The sequence below is a fragment of the Streptomyces sp. 7R007 genome (genome assembly GCF_054850255.1).
The window spans coordinates 47,409-62,355 of record NZ_JBTWMV010000021.1; the positions used below are offsets into that span (position 1 = coordinate 47,409).

15 protein-coding genes are annotated in these 14,947 nt (G+C 74.6%); 5 read left to right on the forward strand and 10 right to left on the reverse strand.

What is annotated here, in order from left to right; genetic code table 11:
• Positions 1 to 80 precede the first annotated feature (80 nt).
• Both ACYF6T_RS25985 and ACYF6T_RS25990 read left to right on the forward strand, forming a co-directional pair.
• Complete coding sequence (locus ACYF6T_RS25985; protein WP_461699340.1) at positions 81 to 935, forward strand: DUF6424 family protein; 855 nt, start codon at positions 81 to 83, stop codon at positions 933 to 935.
• Between the two features lie 13 nt (positions 936 to 948).
• Entirely contained in the window at positions 949 to 2,064 is a 1,116-nt protein-coding gene (locus tag ACYF6T_RS25990) for a DUF2235 domain-containing protein (RefSeq protein WP_461699341.1), read from the forward strand.
• Positions 2,065 to 2,160: 96 nt separating this feature from the next.
• On the opposite strand, the gene ACYF6T_RS25995 is transcribed toward ACYF6T_RS25990, so the two are convergent.
• A complete protein-coding gene (locus tag ACYF6T_RS25995; protein WP_461699342.1) occupies positions 2,161 to 2,847 on the reverse strand; it encodes an STAS domain-containing protein in 687 nt (228 codons plus the stop codon).
• Between the two features lie 259 nt (positions 2,848 to 3,106).
• On the opposite strand from ACYF6T_RS25995, the gene ACYF6T_RS26000 reads away from it, so the two are divergent.
• On the forward strand, positions 3,107 to 3,487 hold the full coding sequence (locus tag ACYF6T_RS26000) for an STAS domain-containing protein (RefSeq protein ID WP_461699343.1): 381 nt from the start codon (positions 3,107 to 3,109) through the stop codon (positions 3,485 to 3,487).
• Positions 3,484 to 4,434 carry an anti-sigma factor RsbA family regulatory protein gene (locus tag ACYF6T_RS26005; protein ID WP_461699344.1) on the forward strand — a complete coding sequence of 317 codons (951 nt, stop codon included), beginning with the start codon at positions 3,484 to 3,486 and terminating at the stop codon, positions 4,432 to 4,434. The genes ACYF6T_RS26000 and ACYF6T_RS26005 overlap by 4 nt, the downstream gene beginning before the upstream one ends.
• A 15-nt stretch (positions 4,435 to 4,449) precedes the next feature.
• On the opposite strand, the gene ACYF6T_RS26010 is transcribed toward ACYF6T_RS26005, so the two are convergent.
• From ACYF6T_RS26010 to ACYF6T_RS26030, 5 genes are all read right to left on the reverse strand, one after another.
• Positions 4,450 to 5,919 (reverse strand): sensor histidine kinase, encoded by a 1,470-nt coding sequence (locus ACYF6T_RS26010; RefSeq protein WP_461699345.1) that lies wholly within the window; start codon positions 5,917 to 5,919, stop codon positions 4,450 to 4,452.
• Positions 5,916 to 6,953, reverse strand: a complete 1,038-nt coding sequence (locus ACYF6T_RS26015) for a rod shape-determining protein (RefSeq protein WP_461699346.1) — start codon at positions 6,951 to 6,953, stop codon at positions 5,916 to 5,918. The genes ACYF6T_RS26010 and ACYF6T_RS26015 overlap by 4 nt, the downstream gene beginning before the upstream one ends.
• A gap of 379 nt (positions 6,954 to 7,332) precedes the next feature.
• The gene (locus ACYF6T_RS26020; RefSeq protein WP_461699347.1) at positions 7,333 to 8,802 is read right to left on the reverse strand and encodes a carboxyl transferase domain-containing protein; all 1,470 of its coding nucleotides are present in this window, start codon (positions 8,800 to 8,802) and stop codon (positions 7,333 to 7,335) included.
• A complete protein-coding gene (locus ACYF6T_RS26025) occupies positions 8,795 to 10,240 on the reverse strand; it encodes an acyl-CoA synthetase (RefSeq protein WP_461699349.1) in 1,446 nt (481 codons plus the stop codon). Before ACYF6T_RS26025 ends, ACYF6T_RS26020 begins: the two co-directional genes overlap by 8 nt.
• 70 nt (positions 10,241 to 10,310) lie before the next feature.
• Positions 10,311 to 11,357 carry a MerR family transcriptional regulator gene (locus ACYF6T_RS26030; protein ID WP_461699350.1) on the reverse strand — a complete coding sequence of 349 codons (1,047 nt, stop codon included), beginning with the start codon at positions 11,355 to 11,357 and terminating at the stop codon, positions 10,311 to 10,313.
• 177 nt (positions 11,358 to 11,534) lie between these two features.
• On the opposite strand from ACYF6T_RS26030, the gene ACYF6T_RS26035 reads away from it, so the two are divergent.
• Positions 11,535 to 12,413, forward strand: coding sequence for an ATP-grasp domain-containing protein (locus tag ACYF6T_RS26035; RefSeq protein ID WP_461699351.1), 879 nt, complete (start codon positions 11,535 to 11,537; stop codon positions 12,411 to 12,413).
• A 10-nt stretch (positions 12,414 to 12,423) separates the two neighbouring features.
• Here the strand turns inward: ACYF6T_RS26035 and ACYF6T_RS26040 are convergent, their stop codons facing one another.
• From ACYF6T_RS26040 to ACYF6T_RS26055, 4 genes are read right to left on the reverse strand one after another with little or no spacing between them, the layout of a single operon-like run.
• On the reverse strand, positions 12,424 to 13,014 hold the full coding sequence (locus tag ACYF6T_RS26040) for a hypothetical protein (protein WP_461699352.1): 591 nt from the start codon (positions 13,012 to 13,014) through the stop codon (positions 12,424 to 12,426).
• A complete protein-coding gene (locus ACYF6T_RS26045) occupies positions 12,989 to 13,810 on the reverse strand; it encodes an FkbM family methyltransferase (protein ID WP_461699354.1) in 822 nt (273 codons plus the stop codon). The genes ACYF6T_RS26040 and ACYF6T_RS26045 overlap by 26 nt, the downstream gene beginning before the upstream one ends.
• A complete protein-coding gene (locus ACYF6T_RS26050) occupies positions 13,807 to 14,031 on the reverse strand; it encodes a Trm112 family protein (protein WP_461699355.1) in 225 nt (74 codons plus the stop codon). Before ACYF6T_RS26050 ends, ACYF6T_RS26045 begins: the two co-directional genes overlap by 4 nt.
• Positions 14,028 to 14,936, reverse strand: a complete 909-nt coding sequence (locus ACYF6T_RS26055; RefSeq protein WP_461699438.1) for a hypothetical protein — start codon at positions 14,934 to 14,936, stop codon at positions 14,028 to 14,030. Before ACYF6T_RS26055 ends, ACYF6T_RS26050 begins: the two co-directional genes overlap by 4 nt.
• Positions 14,937 to 14,947 lie beyond the last annotated feature (11 nt).

Below are 14,947 nucleotides of genomic sequence, written 5' to 3' on the forward strand. Positions count from 1 at the left end.
TCGCAGGAGGACGATGAGAGCAGCGGTGCCCGTGTGCGCACCGGGTTCGCGGGGCCGTGTTCTGCAGAAGGAGGCCGGCCATGGCTGACTCCGGTTCCGGGACCGCGACCCACGCGGACCTTCCCCTGGGCGGCACCGAGAAGGAACGCCACCCCTGGGAGATACAGCTGGTCAAGCACCCCAAGCGGTTCGAGTCCGCACAGTTCCGCGCCGCCAAGCAGACGGCGGGGAGAATCCTGGACGAGATGAGGGAACAGCAAGGGGAGGACGAACTGCCGTACGGGCCCGGGCCCTACGAGATGCACCACGGCGGGAGCCTGTGGGTGAAGGGCGACGGCGGCTGGCGGATGTACCGGGCACGGGTCGGCATCGAGTGGAGCATGCAGTTCTGCGCCGACCCCGCGAAGATCGACCGGCTGCGCAGGGAGGCCGCGGACCTGGTCGCCGCCTTCCCGGAGACGCTCCCCGCGCTGGAGGCCCTCGGCTACAAGCGGGCCCGCAAGCTGCTGGAGACGCCCATCGAGGACGCGGACGGGGTGGCCGCCTGGACCGACTGCCTGTTCAACTCGTGCGTGCCGCTGGCCAGGCCCCACCACCAGGGCATCCTGCCCAAGGCGGCCGGCGAGCACCACTACCCCTGGCCGGTCAAGGGCGCGGACTTCTTCCGCTACGACGACTTCAACCTGTGGGTCACCCTGCCCGACGGCACCCACGCGGGCGTCGTCCCCGTCGCCCCCCGCGGCTCCGGCGACGGACATCTGCGCATCGTCCACGCCCGGCACGGCACCCCCGCCGGCGACGCCCTGGCCGAGGCGCAGCGGCGCCGGGTGATGGCGGTGCTGCCGCCGGACAGCCCCATGGCCCTCGAAGCGTTCCAGCAGCAGATACGGCCCGGGGCGCGCACCGCCTCCGGCCCGCTGCGACGCCGCCGCTAGCCGGGGAGCCGTCATGCCGCGCAAGATCGTCGTCTGTCTCGACGGCACCGCCAACCAGGTCGGCGCCCGCAACCCCACCAACGTCGTCCGGCTGTACGAGATGCTGGAGAGCGAGGACCCCTCCGGGCAGCTGCTCTACTACGACCCCGGCGTCGGCACCATGGCCGCGGCCACCGCGCGCGGGCCGCTGGGCCGCGGGCTGTCCCGGCTCGGCGGCCTCGCCTTCGGCGCCGGCCTGCGGGCCAACCTCGCCGAGGCGTACACGTACCTGATGCGGACCTGGCAGCCGGGCGACGCCGTGTACGTCTTCGGCTTCAGCCGCGGCGCCTATACGGCCCGTGCGCTGGTCGGCATGCTCAACAAGCCCGGGCTGATGCGCCCGGGCGCGGAGAACCTCGTGCCGTACGCCGTCGCCAGGTACGCCTTCAACCAGGACATCGACCGCAGCGAGCAGCAGGTCGCCCGCTTCTCGCACGCCTTCTGCCGGCGCACCGAGGACGAGCCGCTGTGGCCGCAGGTCAAGCGCAACGACCCCCGCCAGGTCTCCCACCACGCCCTGCCGGTCGCCTACCTGGGCGTCTGGGACACCGTGAAGGCGGCGGGCGTCCTGCGTCTGGGCACCCTGCGCTGGCCGTACACCCACTCCCTGCCCAACGCGGCCCGCATCCGGCACGCCGTCTCCCTGGACGAGAAACGGCGGCCCTACCGGGAGTTCCTGGTCCGGCCCCGGGAGCCCGACCCGGAGACCGGCGAGAGCACGGCGGAGGAGGTGTGGTTCGCCGGGGTCCACTGCGACGTCGGCGGCACCTTCGACCACGCCCCGGGCGATCCGCTGCTCTCCACGATCGCGCTGAAGTGGATCACCGACGGGGTCCGCGACGAGCTGGACTTCCGCGAGGACGCCTACGCCGAGCAGACCGCGGTGACCGAGGCCTTCGCCGAGGCGCCCGTCCACCACAACGGCCCGCTGTGGGTCCTCGTCGGCCGGCGTTCCCGTCCCGTGCCCCCGGCGGCTGTCCTGCACTCCAGCGTCCGTCTGCGCCGCGAACGGCACCCCGGCTACCACCCGGAGCTGGCCGGACGCACCCTGTGGGCCGACCCGGACTGGATCAAGCCGGAGGGCGACTGACGGAGCGCACCGTCGTGACGGCTCAGGGCAGGAGTGAGGCATCGGCTCGGTGCCGGCAGCGGGACGCCGTCTCGGCGCGGGCAGCGGGATGTCGCCTCAGTGCAGGCAGTGGGTTATCGCCCGGCGCAGCGCGCTGCGCACCTCGGGCGGCGGGGGCGGGGCGTTCGTCTCGGTGACCGCGGTGACCGCGGCGGCCACCGTGCGCAGTTTGGTGTTGGACAGCTGGGACGCCTCCCGCAGGATGTTCCACGCCTCGTCCGAGGTGCAGGACTGGGTGGCCATCAGCACGCCCCGCGCCTGGTCGATCACCGGCCGGGAGACGATGGCGTGCCGCAGCTGCTCGACCTCCTCCTGAAGGAGCCGCAGCTGCTCCGCGCGCTCCCGGGCCACCGCGGACCGCGGCGGGGACCCCGGTTCGGGGGCCGGGTGCCGGACGGGGGAGCGCAGGGGCGCGTCGGCGTCGAGGCCGGCGAGCTCCAGGATGCGGCGCGGCTGGCCGTTCCAGTTCCGCGTGCGCACCGGAACGCGGTGCAGATCGCCGTACGCCTGCAGCAGGTCCAGGAACTGCAGGCCGGCCGTGTCCATGAACACCACGCCGGACATGTCCAGCTCGACGCGGTCGGGCTCGACCGGCAGCTGGGTCAGTGTCCTGGACAGGGTGTGCGCGCAACCGTGGACGAGTTCCCCGCGCGGCATGAGCAGTGCCTGTCCGTCGGCCAGCTGGGCCTCGATGACCAGGGTGTTCAGTCGTCCCGCCCGAGATGTGTGTGCCGCTGAGGTCATGGTCCGCCTCGCTGCTCCCGACTGTCGTCACGACGTTGAGTCATCGATCGCCGCCGGGCACCGACACGGTGGGTCGAACTGCGCTCCGCGGGGGCCTGGCGGTGCTGACAGTGCACCTGCCCGCAGTGGGCCGCGCTACACGCCGTCCCGCGGAATGGCGCATTCGGCGCGGGGGGAGGCGTTCACGCGGGGAGAATGCGGGAAGGTGACCGGGAGGAACGAGGAGAGTCGGCAGACGTACGCACAGTCGGGAGAGGGTGTGGGCGACCACGACCGGGCGACGCCGTCCGGAGCGCACCGGGTGTCCGGAACGCGCGGCGGGTCCGGGGGCCTGACCGTGGTGCCCTGGCAGGGGCGGCCGGGCCTGCGGATGACCGGTGAGGTCGGGCTCGCGACCCGCGCCGTGTGGCAGGGCGCACTGGACCGGGCGGTGGACGCGCACTGGAGTTCGCGTGTGTACTGGCTGGAGCTGTCCGCCGTGACCTTCGTCGACGTGGCCGGCACCGGAGCCCTCGCGGCCGCCGCGAACCGTCTCGACGACGGACGGCGTCTCCTCCTGTACCGGCCGCCGACGACCCTGCGCCGGGCACTGGGGTTGTTCTGGCCGGACCACGAAGGGATCGAGGTGTCGCTGTCATGAGCGCGGACGTGATGGACGGCGCAGCCACGGACCCCTTCGTGCACCCCGCCCTCTTCTACGAGGACGAGCAGAGCTACCTCAGCGGCACCGTCCCCTTCGTCCGCGCCGCGCTCACGGCCGGCGAACCGGTCGCGGTGGCCGTCCCCGAGGAGAACCTGCGCCTGATCCGCGACGCCCTCGGCGAGGCCGCCGGATCGGTACGGTTCCTGGACATGCGCCAGGCCGGGCGCAACCCGGGCCGGATCATCCCCGGCGTGCTGCGCGCCTTCGCCGACGCCCACCCCACCGCCGAGCGCGTCAGCATCATCGGCGAGCCGATCTGGGCCGGCCGCTCGGTCACCGAGTACCCGGCCTGCGTCCAGCACGAGGCGCTGATCAACGCCGCCTTCCAGGGTCGCGCGGCGACTATCCTGTGCCCGTACGACACCCGGCGCCTGGACCCGCGGATCATCGCCGACGCGCACGCCACGCACCCCACACTGCGCTACGCCGGCGACGGGCGGGAGCAGCAGAGCCACGCCTACGCGCCGGGGGACGTCGTCGCCCGCTACAACGAGCCGCTGCCGCCCGCGCCGGACGTGCCGGAGATCCGCTTCGACGCGGACTCGCTCTCCGCCTCCCGCCACATGGCCGCCGACGAGGCCGCGCGGCTCGGCCTGAGCGGCGCCCGCCTGGACGACCTGACGCTGGCCGTCGCCGAGCTGGCCACCAACAGCGTGGTGCACGGCGGGGGTTCGGGCACGCTCGGGGTGTGGGCCGAGGACGGGCACGTGGTGTGCGAGGTGCGCGACAAGGGCCACCTCACCGACCCGCTGGCCGGACGCCGGCCGGCCCCCCGCGACCGGCGCGGCGGCCGGGGTCTGCTGCTGGTCAACCTCGTCGCCGACCTGGTCCGTGTGCACACCGGCCCGGAGGGCACCGCGATCCGCTGCTGGTTCGCGCTCTGAGCCGCGCGATCGGTCTCACAGCGGCGCCTGCCAGATCACCGTCGAGCCGTTTGAGCCGTTTGAGCTGTCGGAGCTGTCGGAGCTGTCCGAGCCGTCTGAGCTCTCCGAGCCGCCACCCGCGCCCTCGCCCTCCCCGTCGTCGGTGACCGTCAACCGTACGGCGTCCCGTCCGTCCGGCAGGCGTGCCGTCGCGTCGACCGTGACCTCGATACGGGAGACGCCGGGGCGCCGGGAGGCGGCGGCGAGGGCGCGGCGCAGGGCGGTGAGCAGGTGGCCCGCGACCGGGTCCGGGACGCGGGCGTCGACGGCGCCCGTGAAGCGCGTGGACGGCTGGAAGCCCAGCAGCGCGCCCGCGCCCGCCGTCTCCCTCAGCACCCGGCCGCGGAAGGTGGCCGGCGCCTCGGCGGGCGGCTGCTGGAGGGCGAAGATCGCGGTGCGCACCTCCTGGACGGTCGACTGGAGCTGGTCGACGGCACGCGCCAGGATGGCGCCCACCTCGTCGTCGGCCGGGCCCTTGCGCCGGGTGGACTCCAGCATCATGCCGGTGGCGAACAGCCGTTGGATCACCAGGTCGTGCAGGTCGCGGGCGATGCGGTCGCGGTCCTCGTAGACGGCGAGGCGTTCGCGGCCGTACGCCGCGTCGGCGAGGACGAGGGCGAGCGCGGCCTGCGAGGCGAACTGGGTGGCCAGCAGCCGCTCGACGGAGGTGTACGGGCGGTCGCCGCGCCGGCGGGGCAGGGCGAGGGTGCCGATGAGCCGCCCCTCCGCCCGCAGCGGCAGCATCATGCTGGGCCCGAACCGGTGCCGTACATGGGTCGTCATCCTCGGGTCGGTCGCCGAGTCGTCGATGAACACCGGTTCGCCGCCGAGGAGTTGAACCAGCACCGGGCTGCCCGGCTGGATGGTCGTACCGACGATGTCGCCCGGGTCGTCGTGCGTGGAGGCGGTCACGATCTCCATGCCGCCCTCCTCGGTGGGCTGCAGGATGACGCCGGCGGCGGCGTCGGCCAGGACGCGGGCGCGTTCGGCGACCGTCATCAGGGCGTTCGCCGTCCGCTCGCCGGTCAGCAGGGCGGTGGTGACGGCCGCCGCGCCCTCGATCCACCGCTCCCGCTGCCGGGCCGCCTCGTACAGCCGGGCGTTGCCGATGGCGATGCCGGCCTGGACGGCGAGGACGTGCAGCACCTGTTCGTCCTCGGCGGTGAAACGGGTGCCGTCCTGCTTGCCGGCCAGGTGCAGCTCCCCGAACTCCGCGCCCTGCACGCGGATCGGCACGTCGAGGGCGTCCGGCGCGGGCGGCGGGGCCGAGGCGGTGTGGATCTCGGCGAGTCCGTCCCGGCCGGGGTCCTTGGTGCCGAGTGCCGCGTAGCTCGCGCCGGTCAGTTCGGCGGCGCTGTCGACGATGTGCTGGAGGGTGGTGCGCAGTTCGAGGTCGGTGCCGACGGCGAGAACGGCTTCCAGCAGCGGTGGCAGGGGATCGCTCACGTGGCCAGCGGGTCGAGCACCAGCGGCTCGATCTTGCCCTCCAGCATGGCGCCCAGCCCCTGGGCCGCGCAGATGTCGGGCCGCTCCGCGATGTGCACGGGCATGCCGGTGGCCTGCCGCAGCATCTGGTCGAACCCGGGCAGCAGGGCGGTGCCGCCGACCATGGTGATCCCGCGGTCGGCGAGGTCGGCGACCAGGTCGGGCGGGCAGTCGCGCAGCACCTTGCCGATGCCGTCGAGGACGGCGGTGAGCGGGGTCTGGATGGCGTCTCGTACGGCGGCGGTGTCGACCTGCACGGAGCGGGCGAGGCCGGTGGCGACGTCCCGTCCGTGGATCTCGGTGGAGGCCGGTCCGTGCGGGGTGAGCCCGTTGCCGGACAGGGCGAGCTGCAGGGGCCGTACGGATTGGCTGGGCAGCATCAGTTCGTGCTGGTGGCGCAGGTGCTGCACGATCGCGTGGTCGACGGCCTCACCGCCGACCGGGATGCGCTCGGCCGTGACGATCGAGCCCAGCGACAGCACGGCGACCTGGGTGGCCGCCGCGCCGCACACCATGATCATGGTGGCCTCGGGCCGCTCCACGGGCAGCCCGCAGCCGACGGCGGCGGCGATGAGCGTGTCCACCAGTTCCACGCGCCGGGCGCCGAGCCCGACCAGCGTCTCGATCGTGGCGCGCTGGGCGAGCGGGTCGGCGTCGTGCGGGGTGCAGGCGGCGGCCCGCAGGAACGGCTTGCGGCGCAGGGCGCGGCGGATCTTGTCGCCGAGCAGGTGCCGCAGCATGCGCTGGGCCATCTCGATGTCGACGACCGTGCCGCCGGAGACGGGCCGGACGACGCGGATGTAGTCGGGCGTACGGCCCGTCATCTTCTCGGCGAACTCGCCGACCGCGATCAGCGCGCCGGTCCGGGTGTTCACGGCGGCGGCGGAGGGCTGGTCGACCACGAGGCCGGCGCCCTTGACGTAGACGCGGGTCCGGGCGGCTCCCAGGTCGACGGCGAAGTGGCAGCGTCGCAACTGCTCCAGACTGGCGGTCATGGCAGGTCCTCCCGAGAGCACAGACCGTGGGGGCCGCCGGTGGGCGGCGGTACCGGGCCGCCGGGCGGCGGGCCTCTCTGGCATCGTGCGGGGGGCGGGGGAGGGGGCGCGTGTTGTGGTGGGCCGGGCGGGGCGCCGCTGAATGGGGGGTTTTGTCGCTTATGTGCCAAATAAGCAACACGTAAAGACCTGCGGAGCCCGGGTGAGGGCTTATAAGGCACGGGCGGCTTCGAGGCTTGGCGGCTGGGTGGCGGGCGGCAGGCGGCTCGGCGAGGGTGACGCGGTGGCGGGTCGGGGCGCGTCCGGCGGGGCCTGCGGCCCCGGCTCCTCCGGGCGGTCCCGCGGCAGCCGGTCCCCGGCACGCCCGTGCCCCTCCCCGTCACGGGCGGTGTGGGGCGCCGTCGCTGAGGGGGGCCGCGCCCGCGATGCCGCGGATCACGCCCAGCTCCACCAAGTCCTGTGGACGGACGCGGAGTTGGTCGGCCGTCGCCTCCACCTGGGTCGGCGGGCGCTTGAGGATGGCGGCGGCGAGCTCCGGGGCGATGACGGAGAAGTAACTGTCCGGCGTGGCGTACGTGTTGCCGGGGGCCGCCAGCGCCAGCGCGCCGCCGGAGCCGCCCTCGCCGACGACGAGCGTGGTCACCGGCGTGCGGGCCGCCGCCACCGCGCCGAAGACGTCGGCGATCGCCGCGCCCGCGCCCTCCCGCTCGGCCTCTGCGTCGTTGGCCGCGCCGGGCGTGTCCACCAGGGTCAGCACCGGGATCCCGAGCCGGTCCGCGAGCCGGATCAGCCGGGCGGCGGTGCGGTAGCCGGCGGGCCGGGTGGCGGCGCCGGTCTGGGCGGCGTAGGCGACGGTACGGCCCTCGTGCTCGCCGAAGCCGCAGAGCATGCCGTCGGGGTCGGTGCCCCCGGCGCGGTCGCCGCTGATGGCGACCCGGTGGCTGAAGTAGGCGTCCAGGTAGGCCCGGGCGCGCGGGCGTTCGGGGGAGCGGGCGCGCTGGACGGCGGCCCAGCCGGTGGCGGGGAGGGCGGCGGTGCCGAGGGCGGCGGGGACGGGGGCGGGCTCGGGCGCCGGCCGGGGCGCCGCGTGCCCGGCGCCGGTGCCGGGCCCACGCGCCGCCGCGCCGTTGTCACTGCGGGGCTCCCGCACCCTGTCCCCGTGCCGCGCCACACCGTCCGTGAGCAGCCGCAGCCACCGGCCCAGCACCTCGCGCAGCTGCGCCGGCGGCACCACCGCGTCCGCCGCCCCCGCCGCGACCTGGGCCTCGGCCGTGTACGCCGCCGGGTCGGCGTCGGCCGGGCGGACCCGGGAGCCCGCGAAGCCGACCTGGGCGGCGGGCAGGGCGAGGACGACATCGGCGCCCGCGCCCAGGGTGGCCCAGCCGCCGCCGGTCGTCGGGTCGCGCAGCACCGCGATCTGCGGCAGCCCGGCCTCCCTGGTGAGCGCCGACTGGCGCGCCACACGCTGGAGTTGGGTCAGCGCGAGCATGCCCTCCTGCATGCGGCTGCCGCCGGTGGCGACCAACGGCACGACCGGCAGCCGGTGTTCACGCGCGTACGTGTAGGCCGCCACCAGCCGGTCCCCGGTGCGTTCGCCCAGCGAGCCGCCGAGGAAGCCGAACTCGAAGGCGATCAGCACGGCTTGCGTGCCCTCGACGCTCGCCGTCCCGCACACCACCGACTCCTCCTCGCCGGTGCGCGCGGCGGCGCGGGCGCGCGAGGCGTCGTAGCCCTGCCAGGCGAGGGGGCCGTCGGGCTTGGCTTCGCTTACGGGGTGCGGGAGTTCGGTGAAGGTGGCGTCGTCCGTGACCAGGGACAGGAACGCGCGCGCGGAGAGGCGTTCAGTCACGCGTCAGCGCCCGCTTCATGATCTTCCCCATGTCGTTGCGGGGCAGCGCGTCGAGGTGGTGCACCACGCGCGGCCGCTTGTGCGGGGCGAGCCGGCGGGCGACGTGGTCGGCCAGTTCCTCGACGCCGGGCGGCGCCTGCGGGTCCGCCGGCACCACCCAGGCCACGATCCGCTCACCGAGATCCGCGTCCGGCTCGCCGGTCACCGCGGCCTCCCGCACCCCCGGGTGCTCCAGCAGCGCGTTCTCGATCTCACCGGCACCGATCTTGTACCCGCCGCTCTTGATCAGGTCGGTGGCCTTGCGGCCGACGATCCGCACGTACCCGTCGGGATCGCGCACCGCCATGTCACCGGTCCGGAACCACCCGTCGGCGGTGAAGGCCGCCTCGGTGGCGTCCGGCCGGTTGAGGTAGCCGCTGAACAGGTTCGGCCCGCGCACCTGGATCTCGCCGACGGTCTCCCCGTCGTACGACGTGATCCGCGAGCCGTCCTCCTCCACGAGCCGCAGCTCGACCCCCGGCAGCGGCACCCCCACCGTGCCGGCGCGCGCCTCCCCGTCGGCGCGCACGCTGGTGTTCATCAGCGTCTCCGTCATGCCGTACCGCTCGATCACCCGGCGTCCGGTCGCGGCGGCGATCCGCTCGTGGTCGTGCACGGGCAGCGCGGCGGAACCGGACACCAGCAGCCGCGCCCCGCTCAGCGCCTCGACCAGCTCCGGGTCACCGGACAGCGCCTCCGCGAGCCGGTGGTACATCGTCGGCACCCCGAACAGCATGGTCGCCCCGCTGTTCAGCTCCCGTGCCACGCCCTCCGGAGTGAACCGCCCGAGGTGCCGCACCGAGCCCCCGCGCCGGAGCGGCCCCAGGATGCCCAGCACCAGCCCGTGCACATGGAACAACGGCAGCCCGTGCACGAGCACGTCCGCGCCGGTCCACTGCCAGGCGTCGGCGAGCGCGTCCAGGGTGGTGGCGAGGGCGCGGCGGGGCAGGACGGCGCCCTTGGGCGGGCCGGTGGTGCCGGACGTGTAGACGATCAGGGCCGGGTCCTCCGCGGCGGCCTGCTCCGCCGGGAGCGTCCCGGTCCCGTGCACGTCGACGTCGATACGCTCCAAGTCCCGTACCGGAGGCGGCAGTTCGTCACCCGGAGCGGCCAGCACCAGCCGGGGCGCGCTGTCGCCCAGGATGTGCCCGAGCTCCTTCTCGCCCGACTTCGGATTGAGCGGCACCGCCGCCGCCCCCGCCTCCAGCACCGCCACCACACCCACGGCGGTCTCCAGCGCCGGCGTGGCCCACACGGCCACCCGCCCACCCCGCGGCAACCGCCCGGCCAGCCCACCGGCCGCGGCGGCCAGCCCGGCGTAGCTGAGGAAACGGTCACCGAAGCGGAGGGCGGTCTGGTCACCCGGTCCGTGCGTCAGGGCCGGAAAGAGAACGGACACGTGGGGCACTCCTCGTCGTGGACAACACCACCGTTCCTACACCAGCCGCCCTACCCCCGTGCGTCACCCCTCAGGCAGTCGTTTCCACCACATCCGCCACCACGCAGCTGACGTTGTCCGGGCCGCCCGCTTCGTTCGCCTCGGTGATCAGGGCGTGGACCGTCTCGTCCGGGGTGCCGGTGGAGGTGAGGAGGGTGCGGATGCGGGCGTCGGGGACGGCCGTGGTGAGGCCGTCGGAGCACAGCAGGTAGCGGTCGCCCGGTTCGGCGTCGTGCAGTGCGACGTCCGGGGCGCCCGTGGTGAGGGCCTTCAGGAGAAGGGCGCGCTGGGGGTGGGCCGTCGCCTCCTCCGGCGTCAGGCGGCCCTCGTCGATCAGCGACTGGACCACCGTGTGGTCGTGGGTGATGCGGAAGAGGGCGCCGGACCGCAGCAGGTAGGCCCGGCAGTCGCCGATGTGCACCAGGGCGAGGCGGGAGCCGGTCCACAGCAGGGCGGTGAGGGTCGTGCCGTCCTCGTCGGAGCCGTCGGTCGCGTCCCGGACCGCCTCGGTGGCGCCCTGCACGGCGTCCTCCAGGAGGTTGAGCACGTCGCCCGCCGGCAGCTCCTCGGCGTCCAGGAAGCGCAGCGCCTCCACGACGGCGCTGCTGGCCGGCGCGCCCGCCGGTCCGAAGCCGTCGGCGACCGCGAGCAGCCGGGTGCCGGCGTAGGCGGTGTCCTGGTTGGCGGGGCGGACCCGGCCGGGGTCGGAGTGGGCGGAGTACCGCAGTTCCAGCATGGTGGTGTCCTTCCGGGGCTGGTGTGAGAGGTGGTCCACGAGGAACGCGGCGAGGTCCCGCCGTACCGCCGTCTCCGCCTCGACCCGCGCCCAGTACGCGCGGATCTCCACGGCCGCCGCCGCCCGGTCCAGCGCGCGGACCTCGCGGATGCGGGCCAGCGGCATGCCGAGCCGCCGCAGCCACGCCACCAGCCGCGCCTGTTCCAGCTGCGCGGGGGCGTAGTAACGGTAGCCGGTGCCGGGGTCGACGCGGGCCGGACGCAGCAGGTCCAGCTCGTCGTAGAGGCGCAGCGCCTTCGGCGACAGCCGGGACGCCTTGGCGAAGGCTCCGATGGTCAGCATGTCCGTCTGCACCCTTGCGTCCGCATTCACCGCGACTCGACCCCTTTCCGTTCCCGCCACCGATGCTGGGGCTTCCCCGAAGGGGAAGGTCAAATGGGTTGCGGCGGTTGCGGCACGGCTGGTTAGCCTGCGGGCGGATCACCCCGGACCGCCCCCGCACCCGAACGGAGCGCCACCGTGCCCCGAGTCGCCCTCGTCACCTACGATTCCCGGCCCCAGCCCCACCGCGACCGCGACCTGCCCGTGCTGCTCGACGCGCTGCGGGCGGCCGGGGCCGAGGCGGACCGCGTCTTCTGGGACGATCCGGAGGCCGACTGGGCGGCCTACGACCTCGCCGTCATCCGCTCCACCTGGGACTACAGCTGGCGCGCGGCCGAGTTCGCGGCCTGGGCGGAGCGGTGCGGCAAGCTCACGCGGCTGGCCAACCCGGCCGACGTCGTGCGCTGGAACACCGACAAGCGCTACCTCGGCGACCTGGCGGCGGCCGGAGTGCCCGTCGTGCCGACCCGCTACCTCCCGCCCGGCGCGGCGGCCGACTTCCCCGCCGCCGGCGAGTACGTGGTCAAGCCCACCTCCGGCGCGGGCGCCCGGTACGCGGCCCGCTACCGGCCCGAGGAGCACGACAGCGCCGTACGGCATCTCGCGCGCCTGCACGACGAGGGGTTCACGGCGATGGTGCAGCCGTACATGCGCGGCATCGACGCCGGCGGCGAGCGGGCCCTGCAGTTCTTCGGGGGCCGGCTGCTGCACGCCAGCCGCAAGCGCGCGGTCCTGGAGCGGGGCGTGGCCTACGACGCCGACAAGGTGGCCCACCCCGACCTGGAACCGTGGACGCCGGCGCCGGCCGAGCTCGCCGTCGCCGAGCGCGCCCTGGCCGCCGTACCGGAGGCGCCGGAGCTGCTGTACGCGCGCGTGGACCTCGTCGACGGGGACGACGGGCAGCCGCGGGTGATGGAGCTGGAGCTGGTCGAGCCGAACCTCTTCCTGTTCCTGCACCCGGGGTCGGTGCCGCGCGTGACCGAGGCGATCCTGGCGACGGCCACCGCCACCGGCTGATCGCGGGCTGCTACCGGCCGGTCTGCCACCGTTGCAGCAGCCCCCACGTGAACTCCGCGACGACCTCCCGTCGCACCCCCTCCTCGTCCGGTGCCGTGAAGGCGAGGCCCCAGCGGGTCGGGGCCGTGCCCTCCAGGGGGCGGGCGGGGGCGAAGGCGCGGGCGGCCTCGTCGACCGTGCACGACCAGGGGGCGAGGTCGGCGACGGTCGCGAGGTGCGGGCCCGGCGCTCCGGGGGCGCGGACCAGCCACTCGTTCCAGACCGCCCCGTTCGGGGCGAGCAGCACCTCGAAGCGCAGGTCGGGCCAGAGCGGGACGGGCCACAGCCACGCCTCGCAGTCCAGGTCGCCGACCTTGCGGCGCACGGTGGTCTCCGGCTCGCCCAGGACCGAGCGGTACCGAGAGGCGGCGGCCCGCGCACGCGGGGAGTGCAGCATCGCCTGCCACCGCTTGTTGGCCTCCCGCATGTCGGCGATCGAGGCGCCCAGCGCGTGGCGGGCGTCCTCCACCAGGTCCGGGTTGTGGTCGGCCATGCGGCGCAGCAGCACGAGCTGGAAGTCGAGCGGGGTGAAGGGGCTAGCGGGGCGTTTCGCGGACGGCATGCCTCCTATCGTCGCCGACGCCGCCGGCACCGGGGCGGCGGCCGTCCGGGAGGAAGAGGACGGAGTTGACGTACCGCGGATGGCTGCGGAAGGGCAGGACGCGGCCCAGCAGGCCCTGGGCGACCACGTGCGAGACGCTCGCCTGGTGCTCCTCCAGGGGGAACTTGGCCAGCGGCACCCAGCGCCTGCCGGGCAGCACCCAGCCCTCGTAGCCGAGCAGCGAGAGATGGCTGACGACCGGTGCGACGGGCTGGATGCGGGTCTCCAACTCGACGAAGAGCGCGGGCCGGTCGCGGGTCAGCAGACCGGTCGCCCCGCGCAGCACGGCGAGTTCGCTGCCGTCGACGTCGATCTTGACGAAGCCGACGTCCCGCAGGCCCAGTTCGTCGAGCGTCACACAGCGGACGTCCACCGCGTGGGTGTGGATGTCCCGGCGCACCAGCGAGGACACGCCCCGGTCGCCCGCGTCGCCGGACGGCAGCCACAGGCGGGCGGTGCCCGCGTGGTCGGAGGCGGCGGCCTGGATCACCCGGACGTTGGCCGGGGCGCCCGCCGCCAGCAGCCGCGCCAGGTGCGGCACCGGTTCGACGGTGACCACCCGGCGTGCCCGTCCGGCGAGCCGGCGGGTCCAGGGGCCGTACCAGCCGCCGACGTCCACGGCGGTGCCGCAGCCCGGCGGGCACAGCTCGGCCAGCCGGGCCAGCTCCGGCTCGAAGCGCGGGTAGACGGCCCGGGCGACGGCGGCCACCAGCCGGGTCGGCAGCCGGCGGGCCAGCCGGGCGGCCGGCGTGGTCATGAGGACATCCTCTTGAGCAACTGCTCGTGCTCGTCGTCCGAGACCTGCTCCCCGGAGGACGGCAGCAGCTGCGGGATGCCGTCGACGATCGGGTAACGGCGGTGCAGGCGCGGGTTGTAGAGGGCCTCCCCGGCCGCCGGCCCGTCCGGTGCGAGAAGGTGCAGCGGGCCCTTGTCGAGGGGGCACGCGAGTATCTTCAGCAGCGGGTCGTCGGGATTCATGGCGGAGTCAACTCCTTGGCACCGATGGGGGGTTGAGGCGACGCGGTGTCCTGCCGGGGCATGGTCAGCAGAACGCAGACGGCGAGCGCGGTGCCCGCCACGCGCAGGGCGAGCCGCAGCGGGTCGTGCGGCAGCGCCTCGCCGAACGAGAGCGTGCCGAGCACCGCCGTGTACAGACAGGTCACGGTCGTGCACACCGGCACGATCAGCGAGGCCCGGCAGCGCTGGAGCGCCGCCTGCGACATCACCAGGCCGAACGCGCCGGTGAACAGCAGCAGATACGGGTACGGGGAGCGCAGCAGCCCGGTCACCGCGCCGCCCAGCCCCCTGGTCGTCAGACAGCTCGACACGCCCTTGATGGCGAGCGAGCTCACCCCGTACAGCAGTCCCACCGCCACGCCGTACTCGACGCCGGTCGTCGGCGCCCGGTGCCGGTGGCGGGCGCGCCGCTCGGTGGCCCGGTACAGCCACACGCCCGCCGCCAGCGACGGCACGCACACCAGCAGGATCAGCTGGTACGGGGCGCTGCGGCTGACCGTGTCGGAGCTCTCCCTGAGCGACAGCACGACCATGATCAGCGCGGCCAGGATCGCCCCGAGCGCGTACCGCTCCCGCCCGCTGGTCCGCTCGCCCAGCAGCCGCGCCGACAGCAGCACCAGCAGCACCAGGCCGGAGACGAAGATGCCCTGGGCGGCGGCGATCGGCAGGGTCCGGTAGACCAGGAGCTGGGCACCGAAGCCGGCCGCCAGGGACAGGGAGCCGCCGATCCACAGCGGGCTGCCGAGGACGAGCCGCAGCAGCCGGGCCGGCCGGCGCACGTCCACCTCGGGCAGGGCCGCGAGCGCCCGTTTCTCCAGCACGAAGCCCACGCTGTACAGGAGATTCGCCAGCAGCGCGGCGGCCACCCCCCACCACA